The sequence below is a fragment of the Rothia santali genome, assembly GCF_024199905.1.
In the GTDB taxonomy this organism is placed as follows: domain Bacteria; phylum Actinomycetota; class Actinomycetes; order Actinomycetales; family Micrococcaceae; genus Rothia; species Rothia santali.
The window spans coordinates 1-21,263 of record NZ_JANAFB010000008.1 but is presented as its reverse complement, the minus strand read 5'-3'; the positions used below and the strand labels follow the sequence as shown (position 1 = coordinate 21,263).

Sequence of the window (21,263 nt, the reverse complement as noted above, 5' to 3'; positions counted from 1 at the left end):
TTGCAGCCAGCCCCCCCCCGGACGGAAATGCCAGAAGATGACCTGCTTCGGCTCTACCTCGACGAGAGCTACCACCAGGAGCACTATTACATGGCCGGCGTCGTGGTCACTCCCGAGCAGCAAGCACGCTTGACGGGGGAGCTCGACGACGTGGCGGCGCACGCGGCGCTCAGATTCGGCGTTGACCCGGACATCGAGTGGCACGCCCACAGGTTGATGCACGGAGCCTCCCCGTGGGAGTGCATGCGGGGACGAGTCCACGAGGCGGTCAGCCTCTACCGTCACGCCATGCGGGCCATCAGATCCTCCGGAGCACGGATCCTCGTCGAAGGTCTGGACGTCGGGCGCCTTCGGCGACGATACAGGTACCCGGATCCGCCGTACGAGATCGTGCTGCGCCGCATTCTCGAACAGGTCAACGAACTCACTATGAGGGACGGACGGAGGGCATGCTCGGTCCGGGCTGATCTGGTCAGCAGGCACGCGGACTTCAGGGAGGCCATCGAAGGCTACACCCGCGTCGGCGCTCCGGTCGGCACACCGCGGAGACTGGACTTCATCGAACAGCCCATCGAATGGATCGACTCGGAGGGCGACCGAGGGATCCAGGCCGCCGACCTCGTCGTGTACATGTATCGGCGGGTGCACGAGCCCCATCACCGGGAGAATGCGAGGGTGCGCCGGGCCGCCCGGAGCATCCTGCGCGAGTTGGGCCCGATCCATCACGAGCGCAAGTGGTCTCCTTAAAAGCTCAGGGACCCTCGCGGGTCCCTGGCAGACAACGCCCCGGTAGCCGGTTCGTCGTGATCCCAGTCTACCCACCTCCGGCTGGGGCGTCGACAGGGTGACCTGGGACCGCGACAGCCCCCCGGACCGCGGCGGTCCGGGGGCCTGTCTCATCACGCGGAAGCTATGGGATTCGAACCCATGGTACGGGGTTGCCGCACACCGGTTTTCAAGACCGGCTCCTTCGGCCGCTCGGACAAGCTTCCTCGTCAGCACCCTCCGCTCACGCCTAGCATGGGCTGGGGAGGGGGCGGCGCAGAATGACAGCTTACCGGCCCCCGCAACCGATTGTCTAAGGAAGGGAGACGCCCCGATCATGAGAGCCGTCGTGGAGCAGCAGCACGGATCGCCCGAGGTCCTGGAGGTCACCGAGATCCCCGATCCGCGGTGCGGGCCGGAGGACGTCGTCATCCGGGTCGCGGCCGCGGGCCTGAACCGGGCCGACGCCGTCCAGCGGAAGGGCCACTACCCGCCGCCTCCCGGCGCGCCCTCGACCTACGGGCTCGAGGTCTCCGGGACGGTCCTGGAGGTGGGGGACCAGGCGGCGCGCACGACGTCGTTCGCGCCGGGACAGGACGTCGTCGCGCTCCTGGCCGGGGGCGGGTACGCCGAGCGGGTCGCGGTCCACCACGCCCAGGTGCTCCCCGCGCCCGAGGGCGTCGGGCTGGCCGACGCCGCGGCGCTGCCCGAGGTGGCCGCGACCGTGTGGGCCAACCTGTTCATGGTCGCCGGCCTGGATCCGGAGGGGCCGCGCCGCGACGGCGAGGCGGTCCTGGTCCACGGCGGCACCGGCGGCATCGGGGCGCACGCCCTGCAGCTCTGCCGGGCGCTCGGGTACCGGGTGTTCACCACGGTCGGCACGGCGGAGAAGGCCCGCTGGGTCGAGGACCTCGCCCGCCGCCAGGACGAGCGGATCGCGGCGAGCGGGGGCCGCGCTCCCGGCGCCCTGACGGTCATCGACTACCGCGAGCAGGACTTCCCCGAGGTGGTCCGCGAGGAGACCGGCGGCGAGGGCGTGCGGGCGATCCTCGACGTCGTGGGCGGGAAGTACCTGGGGCCCAACGTCGAGGCGCTGGGCACCGAGGGGCGGCTGGCCATCATCGCCGTGCAGGGCGGGCACACCGGCGAGCTGGACATCTCCCGGCTGATGGCCAAGCGGGCCGCGGTCGCCGGGACCACGCTGCGCTCCCGCTCGGCGGAGGAGAAGGGGGAGATCCTGGCCGGGATGGCGCGCACGGTGTGGCCCCTGGTGGCGGACGGGGTGGTGGACCCGCTGGTCGACCGCACCTTCCCGCTCGACGAGGTGCGCGCGGCCCACGAGTACTTCGACTCGGGGGAGCACCGCGGCAAGGTGCTGCTGACGCTGTAGGCCCGGGCGGCGCGGTGCCGGCGGCGCGCGCGGGCGGCCGGCGGCCGGGAAGCCGGGGCGACGTCGTCGGGCGCCCCGGCCCGGGGCCGGCGGCAGGGGACGACGCCGGCCGCGCACCCCTACCGTGGGGTATCTCATATGCCATGATGATCTGTATCTCATCACCGCATCCCTGAGGCAATGGAGGCTCACCATGAGCACTGCTGCGTCCGAAGCACAGCAGCGCGGGCCGGACGGCCCCGCACCCGAAGAACCCCCCAACCACGTGGACCCCGAGGTCCTGGAGGCCGAGCACGGCCGCTGGAGCTGGCGCAAGATCCTGGTCTGGGCCGCCATCGCGGTCCTCGGCGGCATCAGCTGGGTCATGGTCGCGCTGGTGCGCGGCGAGACCGTCAACGGCATCTGGTTCGTCTTCGCCGCCGTCTGCAGCTACTTCATCGGCTACCGCTTCTACTCGAAGTTCATCGAGAACAAGCTCGTCCGCCCCGACGACCGCCGCGCGACCCCGGCGGAGTACAAGGCCGACGGCAAGGACTACATGCCCACCGACCGGCGGGTGCTCTACGGGCACCACTTCGCCGCGATCGCCGGCGCGGGGCCCCTGGTCGGCCCGGTGCTGGCAGCCCAGATGGGGTACCTGCCGGGCACCATCTGGATCATCGTCGGCGTGATCCTCGCCGGCGCCGTGCAGGACTACCTCGTCCTGTTCTTCTCGATGCGCCGTGGCGGCCGCTCGCTGGGCCAGATGGCCAAGGACGAGCTCGGCGTCGTCGGCGGGTACGCCGCGATCGTCGCGACGCTGGTCATCATGATCATCATCACCGCGATTCTCGCGCTCGTGGTGGTCAACGCCCTGGGCGAGTCGCCGTGGGGCGTGTTCTCGGTCGGGATGACCATCCCGATCGCCCTGTTCATGGGCGTCTACCTCCGCTACATCCGGCCGGGCAAGGTCATGGAGGTCTCCGTCATCGGCTTCGTCCTCCTGCTGGCCGCGATCATCGCCGGCGGGTACGTGGGCTACTCCGAGTGGGGCATCCAGTACCTCACCCTGGACCGGGTGACCCTCGCCTGGTGCGTGATCGTCTACGGCTTCGTCGCCGCGGTGCTGCCGGTGTGGCTGCTGCTCGCCCCGCGCGACTACCTGTCCACGTTCATGAAGATCGGCACGATCATCCTGCTCGCGGTCGGCATCGTCGTCGTCCGCCCGGAGATCTCCGTGCCCGCCTTCAGCGAGTTCGCCTCGCGCGACGACGGCCCCGTCTTCGCCGGCTCCCTCTTCCCGTTCCTCTTCGTCACCATCGCCTGCGGCGCGCTCTCCGGCTTCCACGCCCTGATCGCCTCGGGCACGACGCCGAAGATGCTCGAGAAGGAGCGCCAGACCCGGTTCATCGGCTACGGCGGCATGTGCATGGAGTCCTTCGTGGCGATCATGGCCCTGGTCGCGGCGATCACCGTGGACCGCGGCATCTACTTCGCGATGAACGCCGGGGCGGGGGCCACCGGGGGGACCATCGAGGGGGCGGCCGCCTTCGTCAACTCCCTCGGCCTGACCGGGGTGAACCTCACCCCCGAGCAGCTCGACGCGACCGCGCACGCCGTCGGCGAGCAGACCATCGTCTCCCGCAGCGGCGGCGCGCCGACCCTCGCGGTCGGCATGGCCGGCATCATGCACTCGATGATGCCCGCGCTGGACCTCATGAGCTTCTGGTACCACTTCGCCATCATGTTCGAGGCCCTGTTCATCCTGACCGCGGTCGACGCCGGCACCCGCGTCGCCCGCTTCATGCTCCAGGACACGCTGGGCAACTTCATCCCGAGGTTCAAGGACCCCACGTGGCGGGTGGGCGCCTGGCTCACGACGGCGGTCATGGTGGCCGGGTGGGGGTCCATCCTCCTGCTCGGGGTCACCGACCCGCTCGGCGGGATCAACACGTTCTTCCCGCTGTTCGGCATCGCGAACCAGCTGCTGGCCGCCATCGCGCTGGCCGTGTGCCTGGCAATCGCGGCGCACCGCGGGGCCGTGCGGTACCTGTGGATCATCATTCTGCCCCTGGCCTTCGACGTCGTGGTGACCGTGACTGGTTCCTGGCAGAAGATCTTCTCCCCGGACCCGGTGATCGGCTACTGGGCCAACCACTTCAAGGCCCGGGAGGCCCTGGAGTCGGGGGCGCAGAGCTTCGGCACCGCCCAGACGCCCGAGGCGATCCAGGCGGTCGTGCGGAACACGCTGGTGCAGGGGTCCCTGTCGGTGCTGTTCGTGGTCCTGACCCTGGTGGTGGTGCTGATCGCGGCGTACAAGGCGGCGCGCGCGGTCGCGGGGAGGAAGGTCTCCGACCACGAGGACCCCTTCGTGGAGTCGCACCTGTACGCCCCGGCCGGGCTGATCGCGACGCCCGCCGAGCGAGACCTGGAGCGGAGGTGGGAGGCCTATGACGCGGCGACCGGACGGACCCGCTCCTCGGGCCACTGACCCCGGCGTGCCGGAGGTTCCCGACGCCGGAGCGGCGAAGGCTCCTGACGCCGGGGCAGCGGAGGCTCCCGACGCCGGGGGCGCCCGCCCCGCCCGGTGGTGGCGCCGCGTGACCGGCTCGCGGGCAGCGCGCCTGGCCAGCGGCGTGCTCGGGGCCGACAAGTACGCCCGGTACCTCGACTACCACCATCGCAGCGGCTGCCCCGGCGAGCCGCTCAGCGAGCGGGACTACTGGCGGGAGCTGTCCGCGCACCAGGAGTCCCACCCGCAGGGGCGCTGCTGCTGAACGGACCGACGCCGGCGTGCGAGCGGGGGAGGCGTTGGCCTCCCCCGCGCCTCGCGGTCGGCCGACGCAACACCCCTCCGCACCGGATGCGTTCCGCGCGTCCCGGATGCGCTTCGCCGCGAGGCGGCGCGCGCTTCCGGCGAGGATCCCGGAAGATGTCCCTGAATTTCCCCTGACAGGCTGTCACCAAACCCGGAGTCGTATATCCTGGTGAGGTACACCTAAGCTTCGCGCGATCAGGACGGAGGCGGAGATGGGGCTCAAAGACTTCGTGCAGACCCGGCGTGACAACGCCGAGCTGGGCCAGGGCGTGTGGCGCCGCGCCCACGACAGGTTCCGGCGCGGCCTGGATCGCTTCCACCAGATCCTCGAGCGGGTGGACGAGGGTCCCCTGCTGGAGGCCCTGGTCCCCGCGGCCAACCGGCTGGCGGACCTGCTGCCGGACGTGCGCGAGATCGCGGCGTCCGCGCACCGCCTCGCCCCCAGCGAGTCTACCGACGTCCCCGCCTCGCCGGACGGCCGCTACGCCGACCTGCACCGCGCGCTGTCCAAGGCGGGGAACTCCGTCGCCCAGTGCGCCGAGGCGCTGGCCATGCTGCGCTGCGGTGGCTCCTGCGCGGGCAACGGGTGCCCGTCCATCGAGTCCGTGGAGCGCCGCATCACCGCCGTGGAGGAGCAGCTGCTCGAGGCACGCCGGCTCCTGCGGGTCGCGGAGCACCCCCCGCTCGGCGCGCCCGAGCCGCCGCACGCGGTCTCGCGGAAGCTGCACGGCAGCCGCCGCGCCTGACCACCCGGGCCGGCCCGTTCCGGTAGGGCGTCCAGACCCCCGGTGGCGCAGGGCCGCACATCGACGACGCACCAGCAGCGCGCCCGGACCCCAGGTGCAGGTCCCCGCATCGCATTCCCACGTGCGCCGGCCGTCGGCTCGGTGGCGCGCCCGCACCCGGGAGCGGCCCCGGACGCACGACGGCCGGCGCGGGCGCCCCTCGTCGAAGGGCGCCGGCGCCGGCCGTCGCGTTACGCGGAGGCGGGAATTCCGTGGGGAGCCGCCGCCGTCGTCGGCTAGTTGCCCCACATCCCGTAGGTCTGCGCCAGCTCGGAGACCTTGCGGGCACGGGCCAAGCGGGGGAGGTAGGAGCCGTCCTTGGGGACCTCGCCGCCCTCGCTCTTCTGCAGCATCTCGCGGGCCCAGCGGACCTCCTCCTCGGAGGGTGCCAGCGCCGAGTTGATGCCCTCGGTCTGGCCGGGCTGCAGGGTGAGCTTGCCGGTCATGCCCATCGAGGCGGTGACCCGGCAGGCGTCGCGGAGGCCCTCGGCGTCGACCCCGTTGGCCGGGCCGTCGATCGGGCCGGGCAGCTCGCCCACGCGGGAGGCCACCACGAGGGCCGAGCGCGCGTAGGCCAGCGCCATCGCGTCGTCGCTGGCGCCGGTGTCCTTGCGGTAGTCGCCCAGGCCGAAGGCCAAGCGGAAGGTGCCCGGCGCGCGGGCGATGTCCACGGCGTTGACGATGCCCACGGCCGACTCGATGAGGGCGATGACCGGGGTCCCGGCCCGCGACATCATGGCCGTGCGGGTGATGTGGTCCGGGTGTTCGGTCTTCGCGAGCATGATCCCGCGCAGGCCCTTGGCCTCGGTGAGCGCGGCGAGGTCGTCCTCCCAGTACTCGGTGTGGATGTCGTTGATGCGCACCCACGCCTTCATGCCGCTGTTCAGGGCCTCCACGACACGCTCGCGGGCGGCCTGCTTCTGCTCCGGCGGGCAGGCGTCCTCGATGTCGAGGATCACCGAGTCGGCCTCGGACTCCGACGCCGGGCCGTACAGCGACGGGTCGGAGGCGTTGGTCAGCAGCCAGGAGCGGGAGAGACGGGCGGGCAGCTGGGCGGCGCGTTCATTGCGGTGGTACGACATGCGATTTCATCCTCACTCGTTGCGGGCGGCCGGGCGGCGGCTGGTCCGGGGCGGGCCGGGGCGTCGACGACGCCGGGCCCGGCGAAAAAGGCCCCGCCATCGAGACGATGACGGGGCCTTTGCTCGAGCCCCCTGCCGGAATCGAACCGGCGACCTTTTCGTTACGAAGGAAACGCTCTACCGACTGAGCTAAGGAGGCCTGCGTCTGGACACGATCATTCGCCGAAGCCATCGGGAAATCTCGATTTACGCGAGTGCCACTGTAGCAGGTTCCGGCGAGGCCCCACAAACGAGACCCCGAGCCTCCCGGCCCACAGCGAACGCCGCGGGTCTTCCGGCATAGGCGCGCTTCTGGAAGTGTTGAGTGGGAGGACAGACGCTGGAACCAGCGAGGAACACGAGGAGGAATCCCATGACCACCATCGGAATCATCGGCGGACACGGCAAGATCGCCCGCCTGGCCACGCCCCTGCTGGTGGAGCGCGGCGACCGGGTCGTCTCCATCATCCGCAACCCCGACCAGGCCGAGGACGTCGAGCAGCTGGGCGCCGAGCCCCTGGTCCGCGACGTCATGGACCTCTCCCGCGAGGAGATGGCCGAGGTCTTCCGCGAGGCCGGGCTCGACGCCGTGGTGTGGTCGGCCGGCGTCGGCGGCGGGGACCCGGAGCGCACCTGGAAGGTGGACCGCGACGCCGCGATCCGCTCGATGGACGCCGCCCAGGCCGCCGGGGTCACGCGCTACGTGATGGTCTCCTACATGGGCGCCTCGCTGGAGCACACGGTGCCGCAGGACAACGACTTCTACGCCTACGCCCAGTCCAAGGCGGAGGCCGACGAGCACCTGCGCGGCTCGGACCTCGAGTGGACCCTGCTCGGGCCCAACAGCCTCTCGGAGGAGGACCCCTCGGGCGAGATCCGCGTGACCACCGAGCCCGGCGAGAGCACCGCGGCGCGCGCCAACGTGGCCCGGGTGATCGACGCCGTCCTCGCCGACGCCTCGACCATCGGCAAAGCCATCCCCTTCACCGACGGCCAGACCCCGATCGCCGAGGCCGTCGGCTCCGTGCCGGCCGGCGACCGGCTCGACTAGGCCCCGCGAGGAGGACGTCATGGGTCTGTGGGATGCGATGAAGGGCTCGTCGAAGGGCCGCGAGCGGGGCCCCGCCCCCGAGGCGCGGCTGGAGGCCACGGTCTCCGGCCGGGTCCAGGGGGTCGGCTTCCGCTACTGGACCATGGGCCTGGCTCGGGAGCACGGCCTCGTCGGCTACGCGGAGAACCTGCCGGACGGCAGCGTCGAGATCGTGGCCGAGGGCAGCCGGGACGGCGTCGAGCACCTGCTCTCGGCGCTGGGCTCGGGCGACACCGCGGGCTCGGTCAGCGGCCTCGACCACGCCTACGCCGACCCCACCGGCGAGTTCTCCGACTTCGGGGTGCGTTAGGTGGGCCACGGACACTCCCACGCCCCGGCCCCCGGCGGGTCGGGGCGGGGCCGGCTCACGGCCGCCCTGTGCATCACGCTCGGGATCTTCCTGGTCCAGGTGGTGGGCGCCGTCGTCACCGGCTCGCTGGCCCTGCTGTTCGACACGGTGCACGTGCTCACCGACGCCGCGGGGCTCGCGATGGCGCTGTTCGCCGCGATCCTCACGGAGCGGCCCGCGACCTCGCGCCGCACCTGGGGCTGGAAGCGGGTTGAGGTGCTCGCCGCGGCGCTGCAGTCGGCCGTGCTGCTGGCGGTCGGCGTGTTCGTCGTCGTGCAGGCCGTCGGGCGGCTCATCGACCCCGAGCCGGTCGCGGGCGCCGAGCTGGTCGTCTTCGGCGTCGTCGGCCTGATCGGCAACGTCGTGGCGCTGGCCGTGCTGTTCGGCGGGAGCAGGACGCTGAACATGAAGGCGGCGTTCCTCGAGGTGCTCAACGACGCGCTGGGCTCGGTCGCGGTGATCGTCTCCGCCGTGATCATCGTGACGACCGGCTGGGTCCAGGCGGACGCCATCGTGGCGATGCTGATCGGCGTGCTGATCATGCCGCGCGCGGTCACGATCCTGCGCGAGGCCTTCGGCGTCCTGCTCGAGTCCGCGCCGCCGGGGCTGGACCTCGACGACGTGCGCCGCCACATCGAGGCGCACCCGCACGTGCTGCGCGTCCACGACCTGCACGCGAGCCGCATCTCCACCGACCTCCCGATCCTCTCGGTGCACGTGGTGCTCGACGACGAGTGCTTCGGCGACGGTCACAGCGCGGAGCTGCTCGGGGAGATCCAGGACTGCATCGCGGGGCACTTCGAGGTCTCGATCGAGCACTCGACCATCCAGCTCGAGCCGCTGAGCCACTACCGGCGCGAGGCCGAGGGGTTCCCCGTATGACCGGGGCGGGTCGCACCGTGCAGCTGAGCCTGTCGGGGTTGGCGGCCGGGATCGCCCCGGACGGGTTCGGCGCCTCCGGCCACGTCCTGGAAATCGGCGGCGCCGAGCAGTCCCACGTGGACCTCGCGCACCCGGAGCGGATCTTCTACGAGTACCTGCGGCGGATCGGCAACGTCGTCGACGCGATGGCCCCGGCCGGCGAGCCCCTGACCGCGGCGCACCTGGGCGCGGGCGGGCTGACCCTGCCCCGCTACCTGCAGGCCACCCGGCCGGGGTCCGCGCAGATCGCGGTCGAGATCGAGCGGGAGCTGCCCTCCCTGGTGCTGCGGGAGCTCCCGCTCGCCGCGGGCACCCGCCTGCGGATCCTGAACGACGACGCCCGCGCGGCCCTGCCCGGCCTTCCCGACGCCGCGGGCCTCGCGCCGGGGGAGGGGTTCGACCTGGTCGTGGTGGACATCTTCGCCGGCCCGCAGTCCCCGCCCCACCTCGCCTGCGAGGGCTTCTACCGCGAGGCCCTGGCGGTGCTGGGGCCGCGCGGCATCCTGGTCGTGAACATCGGCGACGACGCCGGCCTGGCGTTCTTCGCCGAGCAGGCCGCCGCGCTCGCGGCCGCGACGGCGTCGGCGCCCGCCGACCCCGGGGCGGGACCCGGCTCCGGCTCCGATCCCGGCCCCGTCTCCCGTCCCGCCCCCGCCGGCCCGTGGACGCTGACGGAGGCCGCGATGCTCTCCGGCCGCCGGGAGGGGAACCTCGTCCTGGCGGCGGGCCCCGGCCTCGCCTCCGGGGCGCCGGTGGACCCCCGCGAGCAGGCCGAGGCCTGGCGCCGGGCCGGGCCGCACCCGGCGGCGGTCCTGGACCCCCTGGAGACCGAGGGCTTCGTCCGCTCCCTGCGATGACGCCGCGTCCGGGAGGGGCTCTGCGCTCTCAGCGCACCGCCCGCCCACGCCCCCGCCGCGCGTGGTTAGATGGCGGCATGGCATCGCATCACCTCTTCAACTCGGCCCTCAAATCCGCGTTCGACCGCGAGGGGAGGCCCAAGCCCGGCCTCAACCGCGCGCTGGACACGGTGCTGCGCGTCCAGCGCCCGCTCGTGGTGGCCTGGGTCAAGAAGATGCGCGAGAAGCACCCCCAGGACACCCCCGGGCAGATCGCCAAGCGGCTCGAGCGGGCGTACCTGCGCGACGTCACGGTCGGCGGCGGCGCGATCGGCGCCTCGGCCTTCGTGCCCGGCATCGGGACCGCGACGTCGATCGGGCTGTCCTTCGTCGCCGTCGGCGGCTACCTGGAGCGCACCGCGCTGTACTGCCAGGCCATGGCCGAGCTGCACGGCGTCCACCTCCAGGACCCCGAGAAGGCGCGGACCATGGTCATGGCGCTCATGCTCGGCGAGGACGGCGCCTCGCTCATGGAGGGTCTCCTCGGCCAGGCCGGGCGGGTCTCCGGGACCTCCTCGAAGTGGGCCCTCATGCTGGGCAACCAGAGCAAGGGATCCACGGTCGCCAAGACCATCCGGAACATGTTCATCAAGAGGTTCCTCGCGCGCCAGTCCGGCGCGGCGTTGGGCCGCGCGCTGCCCTTCGGGGTCGGCGCCGTCGTCGGCGGCGGGGCGAACTTCTCCCTGGGGCGCCACGTGATCGGCGCGACGCACGAGGCCTTCGGCGAGGCCCCCGAGGCGTTCCCCTCCAGCCTGGACCGCGAGGAGCGCGCGCCCTCCCTGGGTGGCGCCGACCCCGAGGCCGGGGTTCCCGTCGGCTCGCTCGAGGGCGGGGCTTCCGGCCGGCGCGCGGCCAAGGACGCGAAGAAGCAGGCGAAGAAGGAGTCCTCGGCGAAGGACGCCTTGGGCCAGGACTCCCCGGAGCACGACGACGCGGCGAAGGGCCCGTCCACCGGGAAGCCCGCCACCGAGTAGGCCGCCACCGAGTCGGCCGCGCCACCGCCCGGCGGGGCGTCCTGCGCCGTCGCGGCAGACACCGCCGCGGCGGAGCCGGAGCGGCGAACGGCACCGGCCAGCGCGGCACCCGACGCCGGAGACGCCAGGGGCGCCCCGGGAGATTCCTCCCCCGGGGCGCCCCTCGCGTCGTCGGACCCCGTCCGCCGCCCGGGTCAGCGCACGTAGTCGACCAGGCGCGCCGCGATCCCGTTGTAGGTGGCGGGGGTCAGCTCGCTCAGCCGCGCCTCGGCCTCCGCGGAGAGCCCCAGCCCGGCCACGAACTCCCGGAGGCGGGCCTGGTCCACGCGGTGCCCGCGGGTCAGGTCCTTGAGCCGCTCGTAGGGGTTGTCCATGCCCTCGACGCCGGCCACGGCCTCGGCGCGCATGACCATCTGGATGGCCTCGGCGAGCACCTCCCAGTTCTGGTCGAGGTCGGCCGCGAGGACCTCCTCCGCGACGTCGAGCTTGGCCAGGCCCTTGTCCACGTTGGAGATCGCGAGGATCGAGTGGCCGAAGGCCACGCCGATGTTGCGCTGTGAGGAGGAGTCGGTGAGGTCCCGCTGCCAGCGGGAGGTCACCAGCGTCTGCCCCAGGGTGTCCAGGAGCGAGCAGGAGATCTCCAGGTTCGCCTCGGCGTTCTCGAAGCGGATGGGGTTGATCTTGTGCGGCATCGTCGAGGAGCCGGTCGCGCCCTCGACCGGGATCTGGCGGAAGTAGCCGATCGAGATGTAGGACCAGACGTCGGTGCACAGGTTGTGCAGGACGCGGTTGAAGTGCGCCATCGAGGAGTAGAGCTCGGCCTGCCAGTCGTGCGACTCGATCTGCGTGGTCAGCGGGTTCCAGGTCAGCCCCAGGTGCTCGACGAACCCGCGGGACACGGCCTGCCAGTCCGCCCCCGGGACCGCGGCCACGTGGGCCGCGTAGGTGCCGGTCGCGCCGTTGATCTTGCCCAGGAACTCCTGGTGCTCCACCGCGCGCACCTGGCGGCGCAGCCGGTGCGCCAGGACCGCCATCTCCTTGCCCAGCGTGGTGGGGGTGGCCGGCTGGCCGTGGGTGCGGGACATCATCGGCACCTCGCGCGCGGACTCGGCGAGCTCCGCGACGCGCTCCACGAGGCCGCGGGCGGCGGGCAGCCAGACGTCGGCCACGGCGTCGCGGATGCCCACGGCGTAGGCGAGGTTGTTGATGTCCTCCGAGGTGCAGCCGAAGTGGACCAGGGGCTTGAGGCGGCCCAGGCCGAGGTCCTCGAGGCGGTCGCCGATGAAGTACTCCACGGCCTTGACGTCGTGGACGGTCACGGCCTCGACCTCCGCGAGCTCGCCCACCGAGCCGGCGTCGAACTCCGTGACGATCCGCCGCAGCCCGGCGACCTGCTCCTCGGTCAGGGACGAGAGCCCGGGCAGCACGGAGTGCTCGCACAGGTAGACGAACCACTCGACCTCGACGTGCACGCGGTCGCGGTTCAGCGCCGCCTCGGAGAGGTAGTCGACCAGCGGGGCCGCCTGCGCCTGGTACCGGCCGTCCAGGGGGCCGAGGGCGATGGCGGGCGAGGCGGAGGCGAGGCTCCGGCGTCCGTTGGGGAGGGTCTGATGGGGCGCGGTGGTGCTCTGCGAAGTAGGGGCCATGGCAACCATTGTGACACGCGGCATCGCCGCGATCCGAGCGTGAGAGGATCGGGGGACGGCGGGACGGGCCCGCGGGGTGAGGGGTGCGGCGATGGTCCAGGCGTTCGAGGGATGGGGACGCTCCTTCACCGGGATCGCGGCCGCGGGCGGGTTCATCCGGCGGCAGCTGCGCTCCCGCGGCATCGGCGTCGCGCGCCTCGAGGGCTTCGCCCGGGTGCCGCTCGCCGAGGCGCAGGACCCCGCGACGCCCTTCCCCTCCCCGGCGGAGCCCACCGTGGCGTTCCTGGCCTCCGGTATCGAGGCGGCCACCCGCGCCGACGCCCGGCTGGACGCCGCCTCGGGGAGCGGGCGGGACTCGACCGCCCACCTCGCCGTCGCGGTCCTCACGGGCCCGGACGGCGCCCGCAGCCTCGCCGTGCTGATCCCGGGGACCGACTTCGCGAGCCTGCTCAACGTCGCCGAGCCCAACGGCCTCGCCAGCATCCTGGACAACTTCGTCACCGACCCGGGCGCCCCGCTCGCGGAGACCTCGGCCCTCATGCAGATGGTCGACGCCGCCCTGGTCGAGGCGGGCTCCGACGGGCGGGTCCCCGTGCTGCTCGCCGGGTTCAGCCAGGGCGGGATGGTCGCGCTGAGCCTCGCGGGCAACCGGGAGTTCCTCGGCCGGCACCGGCTGGCCGGCGTGCTGACCCTGGGCGCGCCCTCGCGGCACTACGGCGGCGCCCCGGCGGGCCTGCCGATCCTCGACGTCGCGGACCGGGAGGACCTGGTCGCCGGTCTCGACGCCCGGGGCACCCAGGGCGACGCCGGGGCGATCCTCCTGATCACCGACGCCCGCCCGGGCGTCCTGCGGGCCCACTCGATCCGGTCCTACGCCGACGCCGCGTCCGGGGCGGACGAGCGGCTGCCCCGGGAGCCCCGCGGCCCGGAGTACGCGGCCATGCTGCGCGCGGTGCTGCCGGAGGGCGCGGAGCCGGAGTTCCGGGTCTACGGCGCGAGCTCCCGGCTGAGCGTGGGCGGCGAGCCGGTGGGGGAGTCCGGGGCGCGGTAGACCGCGGAGCCGCAGGGCGCCGCGGGCCGCGTGCGACCACGGTCGCGTGACCTCGGAGGCCGCCGCGGCCCGCGGGCCGCAGAGGCCCCGGCCCGCTCAGGAGGTCATGACCTCCCCGGTCCCGGCGTCGACGTGGACCTCGCCGGCGTCCATGCCCTGCGCGTCGTCGAGGTCGATCGCCCAGACCAGCCGGCCGTCGTGGCGGTCCAGCTCGGCCTCGTCCAGGACCCGGTCGGAGCGGCCGTCCAGGGCCGTCTCGATCGCGTCGGCGGCGCTGACGCTCGCCTCGCGGGCGTTCGCCAGGTCGTCGCCGTCGGAGTCGGTGCCGGTCTCCCGCACCTCGCCCTCGCCGGCGGTCTCGACCTCCACGATGTTCTCGCCCTCGGCCATCTCGATCTCGTAGACCATGCCGCCGTCGTCCCGGTTCACCGAGACGACGGTGGCCCCGGACCGGCCCACCAGCGCGGCGTCGATGGCGGCGAACGCCGGGTCGTCCCGCCCGGCCCCGCCCGCCGTGCCCTGACCGGACTCCCGCCGGACCCCGACTCCATGCCGGACCCCGACGCCGTGGGGAGGCCGAGCCGGCGCCGGAGGCGGACCCGACGGCGTGCCGTAGCCCGACGCCGCGGGCTCCTGGCTCTCGGCCCCTCGCTCGCCCCTCGGTCGCGGCGCCGCTGGCCGAGTCCAGGGTCGGCTCGGCGGTCGGGGCGGGCGATTCCCCGCCGTCGTCCTGCCCGCAGCCGGAGAGCAGCAGCAGGGCGGCCGCCGCCAGCCCCAGCACCGCCCGATGACCGTTCCTCCGCATGCCGGAGCGTGTGATGTGTTCCATGTCACCACATTCGCACACTTCCGACGCCGGCGGGAGGCGAAGCGCCGAAACCCGTCCGGTTAGGCTGGGGTCCATGACCGATCAGCAGCGCCCCGACCCCGCCGCCCCCCAGCCCGAGGCCGGGCGGCCCATCCGCCCCCGCCACGTCTTCGGCGGGCTGCCCCGGTACGCGGCGGGCAAGCCGCCGCGGGTCGTCGAGGGCCTGCGCCAGTACAAGCTGTCCTCCAACGAGAACCCGCTCGGCCCCGTCCCGGCCGTGCGCCGCGCGCTGGCGCAGTACGACGCCGCGACCCACCTCTACCCGGACCCGCTGACGACCCGCCTGCGCACCGCGCTCTCGGACTCCCTGGGCGTCCCGGCCGAGGACATCGTCGCCGGGGCCGGGAGCTACGGGGCGCTGACCCAGATCGTCAGCGCCTTCGCCGGCCAGTCCGAGTCCGGGGAGCCGGACGAGGTGGTCTACGCGTGGCGCTCCTTCGAGGCCTACCCCATCATCGTCGGCCTCGGCGGGGCTCGCAGCGTCCAGGTGCCCCTGCTGGCCACCGGCGAGCACGACCTCGACGCGATGGCCGACGCGATCGGCGAGCGCACCCGCGTCGTCCTGCTCTGCAGTCCCAACAACCCCACGGGCCCGGCGCTGACCGTCGACCGGGTCGAGGCGTTCATGGCCCGGGTGCCGCGCGACGTCGTCGTCGTGCTGGACGAGGCGTACCTGGAGTTCTGCGAGGCCTCCGAGCTGACGCGGCGCGAGCGCGCCGAGGGCGGCCTGGCCGAGGGGGTGGCGCTCTACCGGCGGCACCCCAACCTCGTGGTGCTGCGGACCTTCTCCAAGGCCGCGGGGCTGGCCGGGCTGCGGGTCGGCTACTCGATCTCGCAGCAGGAGATCACCCGGACCCTGCGGGTGGCCGCGACGCCGTTCGCCGTCAGCTCGCTCGCGGAGGCCTGCGCCGTCGCCGCGGTGGAGCACCCGGACGAGATCGCGGAGCAGGTCGGGTGGATCGTGGCCGAGCGGGAGCGCGTCGTCGCCGGGCTGCGGGAGATCGGCTGGGACGTGCCCCTCACGCGGGCCAACTTCGTGTGGCTCGCGCTGGGGGAGCACTCGGCCGAGTTCGCGGCCTTCGCCGAGGAGAACGCGCTGGCCGTGCGCGCCTTCCACCCCGAGGGGGTCCGGGTCAGCATCGGCGAGGAGGAGGCCAACACGCGCCTGCTCGAGCTCTGCGCGCGATTCCCGGGGCGGCCTGGGGGATCGGCCCCCGCGGACAGGTAATGTTGTAGTGCGCGCGCGGCGGGGACCCGACCCGCCCGCGCCCCAACGACGCATTCACACTGGAGGAACGATGGCCGAGCAGCCGGAAACCCAGCATCCGGGGGCGACCCCGGGGCGCCTGCGCCGGGTGAGCATCCTGGGGGAGGACGGACGGCGGGGGAGCGACCCCGAGTTCGACCGCTACCTGGAGGCGGTGACTCCGGAGGACCTGAAGGCCGCCTACCGGAGCATGCTCACGGTCCGCCGCTTCGACGACGAGGCGACGGCCCTGCAGCGCCAGGGCAAGCTGGCCCTCTGGGTCCCGTCCCGCGGCCAGGAGGCGGCGCAGATCGGCTCCGCGCGGGCGATGCTGCCCCAGGACTACGTGTTCCCGTCCTACCGCGAGCACGCGCTGGCCTACGAGCGCGGCGTCGACCTCGCGGACATGATGCGCGTGTTCCGCGGCTTCTCCGGGGGCGGCTGGGACCCGAGGGCGCACAACTTCCACCTCTACACCTTCGTCCTCGCGGCGCAGATCCCGCACGCCGTGGGCTACGCGATGGGGCAGCGGCTCGACGCCCGCCTCGGCACGGGGCACGGCCCGGCCGAGGGCGAGCAGCCGCCGTCGACCATCGTGTACTTCGGCGACGGCTCCTCGACCGAGGGCGAGGCGCATGAGGCCATGGTCTTCGCGGCCTCCTACGACGCCCCGGTCCTGTTCTTCGTCCAGAACAACCAGTGGGCCATCTCGGTCCCGTTCTCGACCCAGTCCCGCCTCCCGCTCGCCGAGCGCGCCGCGGGCTACGGCTTCGAGGGCATCCGGGTCGACGGCAACGACCTGCTCGCCGTCCAGGCCGTGACCGCGTACGCGCTCGAGAAGATCCGCCGCGGCGAGGGCCCGGTGCTGATCGAGGCGGAGACCTACCGCCTCGGGGCGCACACCACCGCCGACGACCCCACCAAGTACCGCACCCGCGAGGAGGAGCAGGGCTGGACCGCCAAGGACCCGCTCGTGCGCCTGGAGAAGCACCTGCGGCTCGAGGGCGTCGAGGACGCGTTCTTCGAGGAGGCCGCCGAGGCCGCCCAGGAGTACGGCCGCGGCGTCCGCGAGGCCGTGCTGGCCATGGAGCCGCCGCAGTTCAAGGGCTACTTCGACACGATCTACGCCGAGGCCAACGCCTTGGTGGACCAGGAGCGCGCCTGGTTCGAGCAGTACGAGGCGGGGTTCGAGGACGCCGCTCAGGAGGACACCCGATGAGCACCCACCAGGTCGAGAACCTGCCGATCGCCAAGGCGCTGAACGCCGCAATGGACGACGCCCTCGCGGCGGACCCGAGCGTGCTCATGATGGGCGAGGACATCGGGACCCTGGGCGGGGTGTTCCGGGTGACCCAGGGGCTCAAGGAGACCCACGGCGCGGACCGGGTCATGGACACCCCGCTGGGCGAGGCCGGGATCGTGGGCACCGCGATCGGGCTGGCCATGCGCGGCTACCGGCCGGTGTGCGAGATCCAGTTCGACGGCTTCGTCTACCCGTCCTTCAACCAGATCACCTCGCAGCTGGCCAAGATCCGGTTCCGCTCGGACGGGCGGATCGACCTGCCCGTGGTCATCCGCATCCCCTACGGCGGCAACATCGGCTCGATCGAGCACCACTCGGAGTCCCCGGAGGCGCTGTTCGCGCACACCGCGGGCCTGCGGGTCATGACGCCGTCCAACGCCCAGGACGCCTACTCGATGCTGCGCGAGGCCATCGCCTCGCCGGACCCGGTGATCTTCCTCGAGCCCAAGCGCCGCTACTGGCTCAAGGGCGACGTCGACCGCTCGGCGGCCTCGACGGACACGCAGCGCGCGCAGGTGGTCCGGGAGGGTCGGGACCTGACGCTCGCCGCCTACGGCTCGCTGGTCCCGGTGGCCCTGGCCGCGGCCGAGGCCGCGCGGGAGGACGGCCGCAGCGTCGAGGTCGTCGACCTGCGCTCGATCTCCCCGTTGGACGTCGCGACGGTCGAGGCGTCGGTCAACAAGACCGGCCGCCTCGTGGTCACGCACGAGGCCCCGACCTTCGGCGGGATGGGCGGCGAGCTCGCCGCGGAGATCGGGGAGCGCTGCTTCTACAGCCTCGAGGCGCCCGTGATCCGCGTCGGCGGCTACCACATGCCCTACCCCGTGGCCGGCGTCGAGGAGGACTACCTGCCCAACATCGACCGCCTCCTCGAGGCCTTCGACCGTTCCCTCAGCCACTAGCCGGCTCGCTCAGCACGAGGAGAGTTCCCCATGTCATCGATTTTCAACCTCCCCGACGTCGGCGAAGGGCTGACCGAGGCGGAGATCCTCGCCTGGAAGGTCGCCGCCGGCAGCACGGTGGAGGTCAACGACGTCCTCGTGGAGATCGAGACCGCCAAGTCCGTGGTCGAGCTGCCCTCGCCGTTCGCGGGCACCGTCGAGCGGATCATCGCCGAGGAGGGCGCCACGGTGGAGGTCGGGCAGCCGCTCGTCTCCGTCGCCGTCGCGGGTGAGGGCGGGACGGGAGCCGGGGACGCCGGGACCGCGGCCGCCGCGCCTCCCGCCGCCGCGTCGTCGGGGGTGGAGCCCGCCGCCGGCTCCGCGCCGGAGTCCTCGACGCCGACCCCGGACGATCCCGGGCGCCCCGCCGCGGAGGCGGAGTCCGGAGCCGCGGAGTCCGGAGCCGCCGACGGCGGGTCCGGGAACGCCGCCCTGGTCGGCAGCGGTCCCAAGGCGGATCCCGTCTCGCGCCGGGCCCGCCGGCGCCCCGCCGCCCCCGCGCCCCAGGGCACGACGCCGCCGCCCGCCCGGCCGCCGCACCCGCGGCCGGGGCCGAGACCCGCCTCCCGGGCCTCCTCGGGGCATGGGCGGGCTCGGCGGCAACGGGCTCGGCGCGAGCCTCGCCGAACGCGCCCGCCGGCTGGCCGAGGGCGGCCGCGACGCCCTGAACCGCCTGCCGGGCCGCGCCGCCGAGGAGCCGATGCCCAGCGCCGCGGCCCACCGCACGGTGCCCTCCGAGCCGCCCCGGCGCCCCGCGCTGGCCAAGCCCCCGGTGCGCAAGGCCGCCAAGGACATGGGCATCGACCTCGCCCAGGTCCCCGCGACCGGCTCGCAGGGCCAGGTCACGCAGCGGGACCTGATCAACTACGCCGCCAACTCCCAGGACCTCGGCGAGGCCAAGGCCCAGGACTTCTGGGTTCCCGCCTCCCACGGGGCCGGGGACCGCATCGAGCGCATCCCGGTCAAGGGCGTGCGCAAGGCGACCGCCAAGGCCATGGTCAAGTCCGCCTTCGAGGCGCCGCACGTGTCGATCTTCGTCGACGTCGACGCCTCCCGGACCATGGAGTTCGTCAAGCGGCTCAAGACCTCGCCGAGCTTCGAGGGCATCAAGATCACGCCGCTGCTGATCCTGGCCAAGGCCGTCATCTGGGCGACGGCTCGCAACCCGCAGGTCAACTCCGCCTGGACCGAGTCGGAGATCCTCATCAAGCGGTACATCAACCTCGGCATCGCGGCGGCGACCCCGCGCGGCCTGATGGTCCCCAACATCAAGGACGCGCAGGACCTCTCGCTTAAGGAGCTGGCCATCGCGCTGAACTCGCTGACCAAGACGGCGCGGGAGGGCAAGAGCCAGCCGGGCGACATGACCGGCGGGACCATGACGATCACCAACATCGGGGCCCTGGGCATCGACACCGGCACGCCCATCATCAACCCGGGCGAGGCGGCGATCGTCGCCTTCGGCACCATCAAGCAGAAGCCGTGGGTCGTGGACGGCGAGGTCATCCCCCGCTGGGTCACGACGCTGGGCGGATCCTTCGACCACCGGATCCTCGACGGCGACCTCTCGGCCCGCTTCATGGCCGACGTCGCGGCCGTGATGGAGGAGCCGGCGCTGCTGCTGGACATGTAGCCGCCCGGCCGCTCGCGCTCGCAGAGACGACGAGGACGCCGCCCCGCGGGGCGGCGTCCTCGTCGTCTCGGGGCCCGGCGGGCGGCCGTCTAGCGGGCCTCGAAGCCCAACCGGTCGGCCCGGTGGTGGAAGCGCATGCCCCACATGCCGCCGAGCACCGCCGCGAGCAGCCCGATCGCCAGCACGCACAGCGCGGCGAGCACGTTCCACAGCAGCGCGTCGGCGCCCATCGCCTGCACGGTGCCCAGCGCCGGCAGGCCCGGCACGCGGTCGGCGAAGATCATGGACAGCACGGTGCTCACCGCGGCGCCCATCAGCTGCCAGAGCCAGACGGCGACGCCCTGCTTCGCCCCGGCGAAGCGGGCCGAGCGGCCCGCGGCGTACCCGCCGAACAGGAATGAGACCAGGTAGACGGCGGCGAATCCGAGCGAGCCGGCCAGCCCCGCCGCGTCACCGCCGGTCAGGTCCTCGAGGGCACCCCCGGGCGCGGCGGCGACCGCGAGCCCGGTCAGCGCCGGCAGCAGCAGGGCCACCGCCCAGCCCAGGAAGCCGGCCATCCCGACGCCGCCCGGGCCACGGCGCGGTACCAGCAGCTCGAGCTCGAGGACCGGGAGGCGGCCCAGGAGGTCCTGCGCGGCCTGCTCGGCTCGATGGGCGAGGGCGTGCGGATCAGGCCGCCGTTCGCCGTGGACTACGGCTGGAACCTCCACGTCGGGGACCGCCTCTTCGCCAACTTCGGCCTCACCGCCCTGGACACGTGCGAGATCCGGATCGGCGACGACGTGCAGATCGGGCCCAACGTCCAGCTGCTGACCCCCACCCACCCCCTGCACCCGGTCGACCGCGCCCGGGGCTGGGAGGGCGGCCTGCCGATCACGATCGAGGACAACGTGTGGCTCGGCGGCGGCGCGATCGTGATGCCGGGCGTGACCATCGGCCGCGACTCGGTGATCGGCGCCGGCGCCGTGGTCACGCGCGACGTCCCGCCGCTCTCGGTCGCGGTGGGCTCCCCCGCCCGCGTCATCAGGACCATCGACCCCGCCGAGCGCTCGGGGCAGTTCGCCCTCGAGAACTACCCGGCCGCGTACCGCGAGCAGGTCGCCGCCGAGGGTCCCGAGGCGCCCGTGCGCCCCTCGGGCCACGCGGAGGCCTCGGCATGAGCCGCGAGCGCCCCTTCGACCGCGACGACGCGACCGAGCCGCTCCCCCGGCGGCCGCGCCGCTCCGAGGACCCCGACGCCACCGAGGCCCTGCCCGCCGGCTCCTGGGCCGCGGACGACCCGAACGCCACGGTCCCCCTGGGCGGCCCCCGCGGGGAGCCCTGGGACGGGGATCGCCTGGACCACGAGCCCACGGAGGTCCTCGAGGACAACCGCACGCTGCCCCTGGGCGCCGTGCCGGCCGACGACGCCCCGCGGCTTCCGCCCACGGCGGGGATGCCCACCGTGGACGCGCCGGAGACCCTGGCTCTTATACACACCTCCGAGG

The 21,263-nt window shown here is 73.4% G+C and carries 21 protein-coding genes, 2 tRNA genes and 1 pseudogene; 18 read left to right on the top strand and 6 right to left on the bottom strand.

Annotation, left to right across the window (positions count from 1 at the left end):
• Window positions 1–27 precede the first annotated feature (27 nt).
• Window positions 28–747 carry a DUF3800 domain-containing protein gene (locus NBM05_RS04725; protein WP_254165485.1) on the top strand — a complete coding sequence of 240 codons (720 nt, stop codon included), beginning with the start codon at window positions 28–30 and terminating at the stop codon, window positions 745–747.
• Window positions 748–904: 157 nt separating this feature from the next.
• On the opposite strand, the gene NBM05_RS04720 is transcribed toward NBM05_RS04725, so the two are convergent.
• Window positions 905–992: transfer RNA gene (locus NBM05_RS04720), tRNA-Ser, on the bottom strand.
• A 110-nt stretch (window positions 993–1,102) separates the two neighbouring features.
• Here NBM05_RS04720 and NBM05_RS04715 point away from each other — a divergent pair.
• The 4 genes from NBM05_RS04715 to NBM05_RS04700 all read left to right on the top strand — a co-directional run bounded on the left by NBM05_RS04715 (window position 1,103) and on the right by NBM05_RS04700 (window position 5,698).
• Entirely contained in the window at window positions 1,103–2,155 is a 1,053-nt protein-coding gene (locus tag NBM05_RS04715) for an NAD(P)H-quinone oxidoreductase (RefSeq protein ID WP_254165484.1), read from the top strand.
• A 193-nt stretch (window positions 2,156–2,348) separates the two neighbouring features.
• Entirely contained in the window at window positions 2,349–4,625 is a 2,277-nt protein-coding gene (locus NBM05_RS04710) for a carbon starvation CstA family protein (RefSeq protein ID WP_254165483.1), read from the top strand.
• A gap of 7 nt (window positions 4,626–4,632) precedes the next feature.
• On the top strand, window positions 4,633–4,911 hold the full coding sequence (locus NBM05_RS15580; protein ID WP_309248116.1) for a CstA-like transporter-associated (seleno)protein: 279 nt from the start codon (window positions 4,633–4,635) through the stop codon (window positions 4,909–4,911).
• Window positions 4,912–5,164: 253 nt separating this feature from the next.
• Window positions 5,165–5,698, top strand: a complete 534-nt coding sequence (locus NBM05_RS04700) for a dehydrogenase (protein WP_254165482.1) — start codon at window positions 5,165–5,167, stop codon at window positions 5,696–5,698.
• 275 nt (window positions 5,699–5,973) lie between these two features.
• Here NBM05_RS04700 and NBM05_RS04695 read toward each other — a convergent pair whose 3' ends face one another.
• Together NBM05_RS04695 and NBM05_RS04690 are read right to left on the bottom strand one after the other, a co-directional pair.
• Window positions 5,974–6,819 carry an HpcH/HpaI aldolase/citrate lyase family protein gene (locus tag NBM05_RS04695; RefSeq protein ID WP_254165481.1) on the bottom strand — a complete coding sequence of 282 codons (846 nt, stop codon included), beginning with the start codon at window positions 6,817–6,819 and terminating at the stop codon, window positions 5,974–5,976.
• Window positions 6,820–6,945: 126 nt separating this feature from the next.
• Window positions 6,946–7,018: transfer RNA gene (locus tag NBM05_RS04690), tRNA-Thr, on the bottom strand.
• Window positions 7,019–7,231: 213 nt separating this feature from the next.
• On the opposite strand from NBM05_RS04690, the gene NBM05_RS04685 reads away from it, so the two are divergent.
• The 5 genes from NBM05_RS04685 to NBM05_RS04665 all read left to right on the top strand — a co-directional run bounded on the left by NBM05_RS04685 (window position 7,232) and on the right by NBM05_RS04665 (window position 11,088).
• Complete coding sequence (locus tag NBM05_RS04685) at window positions 7,232–7,909, top strand: SDR family oxidoreductase (RefSeq protein WP_254165480.1); 678 nt, start codon at window positions 7,232–7,234, stop codon at window positions 7,907–7,909.
• A 19-nt stretch (window positions 7,910–7,928) separates the two neighbouring features.
• On the top strand, window positions 7,929–8,258 hold the full coding sequence (locus NBM05_RS04680) for an acylphosphatase (RefSeq protein WP_254165479.1): 330 nt from the start codon (window positions 7,929–7,931) through the stop codon (window positions 8,256–8,258).
• Entirely contained in the window at window positions 8,259–9,179 is a 921-nt protein-coding gene (locus tag NBM05_RS04675; RefSeq protein WP_254165478.1) for a cation diffusion facilitator family transporter, read from the top strand.
• The gene (locus NBM05_RS04670) at window positions 9,176–10,075 is read left to right on the top strand and encodes a spermidine synthase (RefSeq protein ID WP_444965568.1); all 900 of its coding nucleotides are present in this window, start codon (window positions 9,176–9,178) and stop codon (window positions 10,073–10,075) included. Before NBM05_RS04675 ends, NBM05_RS04670 begins: the two co-directional genes overlap by 4 nt.
• A 77-nt stretch (window positions 10,076–10,152) precedes the next feature.
• A complete protein-coding gene (locus NBM05_RS04665) occupies window positions 10,153–11,088 on the top strand; it encodes a di- and tripeptidase (protein WP_254165475.1) in 936 nt (311 codons plus the stop codon).
• 194 nt (window positions 11,089–11,282) lie between these two features.
• On the opposite strand, the gene purB is transcribed toward NBM05_RS04665, so the two are convergent.
• Entirely contained in the window at window positions 11,283–12,734 is a 1,452-nt protein-coding gene (gene purB, locus NBM05_RS04660; protein WP_254165474.1) for an adenylosuccinate lyase, read from the bottom strand.
• Window positions 12,735–12,825: 91 nt separating this feature from the next.
• On the opposite strand from purB, the gene NBM05_RS04655 reads away from it, so the two are divergent.
• Window positions 12,826–13,785, top strand: coding sequence for an alpha/beta hydrolase (locus tag NBM05_RS04655; RefSeq protein WP_254165473.1), 960 nt, complete (start codon window positions 12,826–12,828; stop codon window positions 13,783–13,785).
• Window positions 13,786–13,881: 96 nt separating this feature from the next.
• Here NBM05_RS04655 and NBM05_RS04650 read toward each other — a convergent pair whose 3' ends face one another.
• Complete coding sequence (locus NBM05_RS04650) at window positions 13,882–14,244, bottom strand: PepSY domain-containing protein (RefSeq protein ID WP_254165472.1); 363 nt, start codon at window positions 14,242–14,244, stop codon at window positions 13,882–13,884.
• 443 nt (window positions 14,245–14,687) lie between these two features.
• On the opposite strand from NBM05_RS04650, the gene NBM05_RS04645 reads away from it, so the two are divergent.
• The 5 genes and pseudogenes from NBM05_RS04645 to NBM05_RS15965 all read left to right on the top strand — a co-directional run bounded on the left by NBM05_RS04645 (window position 14,688) and on the right by NBM05_RS15965 (window position 19,776).
• Window positions 14,688–15,881: a histidinol-phosphate transaminase gene (locus tag NBM05_RS04645; RefSeq protein WP_254165471.1), complete on the top strand. Its 1,194-nt coding sequence runs from the start codon at window positions 14,688–14,690 to the stop codon at window positions 15,879–15,881.
• Between the two features lie 70 nt (window positions 15,882–15,951).
• Window positions 15,952–17,118, top strand: coding sequence for a thiamine pyrophosphate-dependent enzyme (locus NBM05_RS04640; protein WP_254165469.1), 1,167 nt, complete (start codon window positions 15,952–15,954; stop codon window positions 17,116–17,118).
• Window positions 17,115–18,104 (top strand): alpha-ketoacid dehydrogenase subunit beta, encoded by a 990-nt coding sequence (locus NBM05_RS04635; protein WP_254165468.1) that lies wholly within the window; start codon window positions 17,115–17,117, stop codon window positions 18,102–18,104. The genes NBM05_RS04640 and NBM05_RS04635 overlap by 4 nt, the downstream gene beginning before the upstream one ends.
• 30 nt (window positions 18,105–18,134) lie before the next feature.
• Window positions 18,135–18,299, top strand: a pseudogene (locus NBM05_RS15970) (biotin/lipoyl-containing protein); the annotation flags it as partial.
• 427 nt (window positions 18,300–18,726) lie between these two features.
• Complete coding sequence (locus NBM05_RS15965) at window positions 18,727–19,776, top strand: dihydrolipoamide acetyltransferase family protein (RefSeq protein WP_444965567.1); 1,050 nt, start codon at window positions 18,727–18,729, stop codon at window positions 19,774–19,776.
• A gap of 89 nt (window positions 19,777–19,865) precedes the next feature.
• Here the strand turns inward: NBM05_RS15965 and NBM05_RS04625 are convergent, their stop codons facing one another.
• Window positions 19,866–20,486, bottom strand: a complete 621-nt coding sequence (locus NBM05_RS04625; protein WP_254165467.1) for a hypothetical protein — start codon at window positions 20,484–20,486, stop codon at window positions 19,866–19,868.
• On the opposite strand from NBM05_RS04625, the gene NBM05_RS04620 reads away from it, so the two are divergent.
• On the top strand, window positions 20,463–20,936 hold the full coding sequence (locus NBM05_RS04620; protein WP_309248115.1) for a sugar O-acetyltransferase: 474 nt from the start codon (window positions 20,463–20,465) through the stop codon (window positions 20,934–20,936). The genes NBM05_RS04625 and NBM05_RS04620 overlap by 24 nt on opposite strands.
• Window positions 20,933–21,263, top strand: a 331-nt coding sequence (locus NBM05_RS04615) for a hypothetical protein (RefSeq protein ID WP_254165466.1), incomplete at its 3' end; no start/stop codon positions are given. The genes NBM05_RS04620 and NBM05_RS04615, both read left to right, overlap by 4 nt.

Coding starts and splice junctions, on each gene's coding strand:
- NBM05_RS04725 (WP_254165485.1), top strand. CDS start 28: ATGCCAGAAGATGACCTGCTTCGGCTCTACCTCGACGAGAGCTACCAC.
- NBM05_RS04715 (WP_254165484.1), top strand. CDS start 1,103: ATGAGAGCCGTCGTGGAGCAGCAGCACGGATCGCCCGAGGTCCTGGAG.
- NBM05_RS04710 (WP_254165483.1), top strand. CDS start 2,349: ATGAGCACTGCTGCGTCCGAAGCACAGCAGCGCGGGCCGGACGGCCCC.
- NBM05_RS04700 (WP_254165482.1), top strand. CDS start 5,165: ATGGGGCTCAAAGACTTCGTGCAGACCCGGCGTGACAACGCCGAGCTG.
- NBM05_RS04695 (WP_254165481.1), bottom strand. CDS start 6,819: ATGTCGTACCACCGCAATGAACGCGCCGCCCAGCTGCCCGCCCGTCTC.
- NBM05_RS04685 (WP_254165480.1), top strand. CDS start 7,232: ATGACCACCATCGGAATCATCGGCGGACACGGCAAGATCGCCCGCCTG.
- NBM05_RS04680 (WP_254165479.1), top strand. CDS start 7,929: ATGGGTCTGTGGGATGCGATGAAGGGCTCGTCGAAGGGCCGCGAGCGG.
- NBM05_RS04670 (WP_444965568.1), top strand. CDS start 9,176: ATGACCGGGGCGGGTCGCACCGTGCAGCTGAGCCTGTCGGGGTTGGCG.
- NBM05_RS04665 (WP_254165475.1), top strand. CDS start 10,153: ATGGCATCGCATCACCTCTTCAACTCGGCCCTCAAATCCGCGTTCGAC.
- purB (WP_254165474.1), bottom strand. CDS start 12,734: ATGGCCCCTACTTCGCAGAGCACCACCGCGCCCCATCAGACCCTCCCC.
- NBM05_RS04655 (WP_254165473.1), top strand. CDS start 12,826: ATGGTCCAGGCGTTCGAGGGATGGGGACGCTCCTTCACCGGGATCGCG.
- NBM05_RS04645 (WP_254165471.1), top strand. CDS start 14,688: ATGACCGATCAGCAGCGCCCCGACCCCGCCGCCCCCCAGCCCGAGGCC.
- NBM05_RS04640 (WP_254165469.1), top strand. CDS start 15,952: ATGGCCGAGCAGCCGGAAACCCAGCATCCGGGGGCGACCCCGGGGCGC.
- NBM05_RS04635 (WP_254165468.1), top strand. CDS start 17,115: ATGAGCACCCACCAGGTCGAGAACCTGCCGATCGCCAAGGCGCTGAAC.
- NBM05_RS15965 (WP_444965567.1), top strand. CDS start 18,727: ATGGGCGGGCTCGGCGGCAACGGGCTCGGCGCGAGCCTCGCCGAACGC.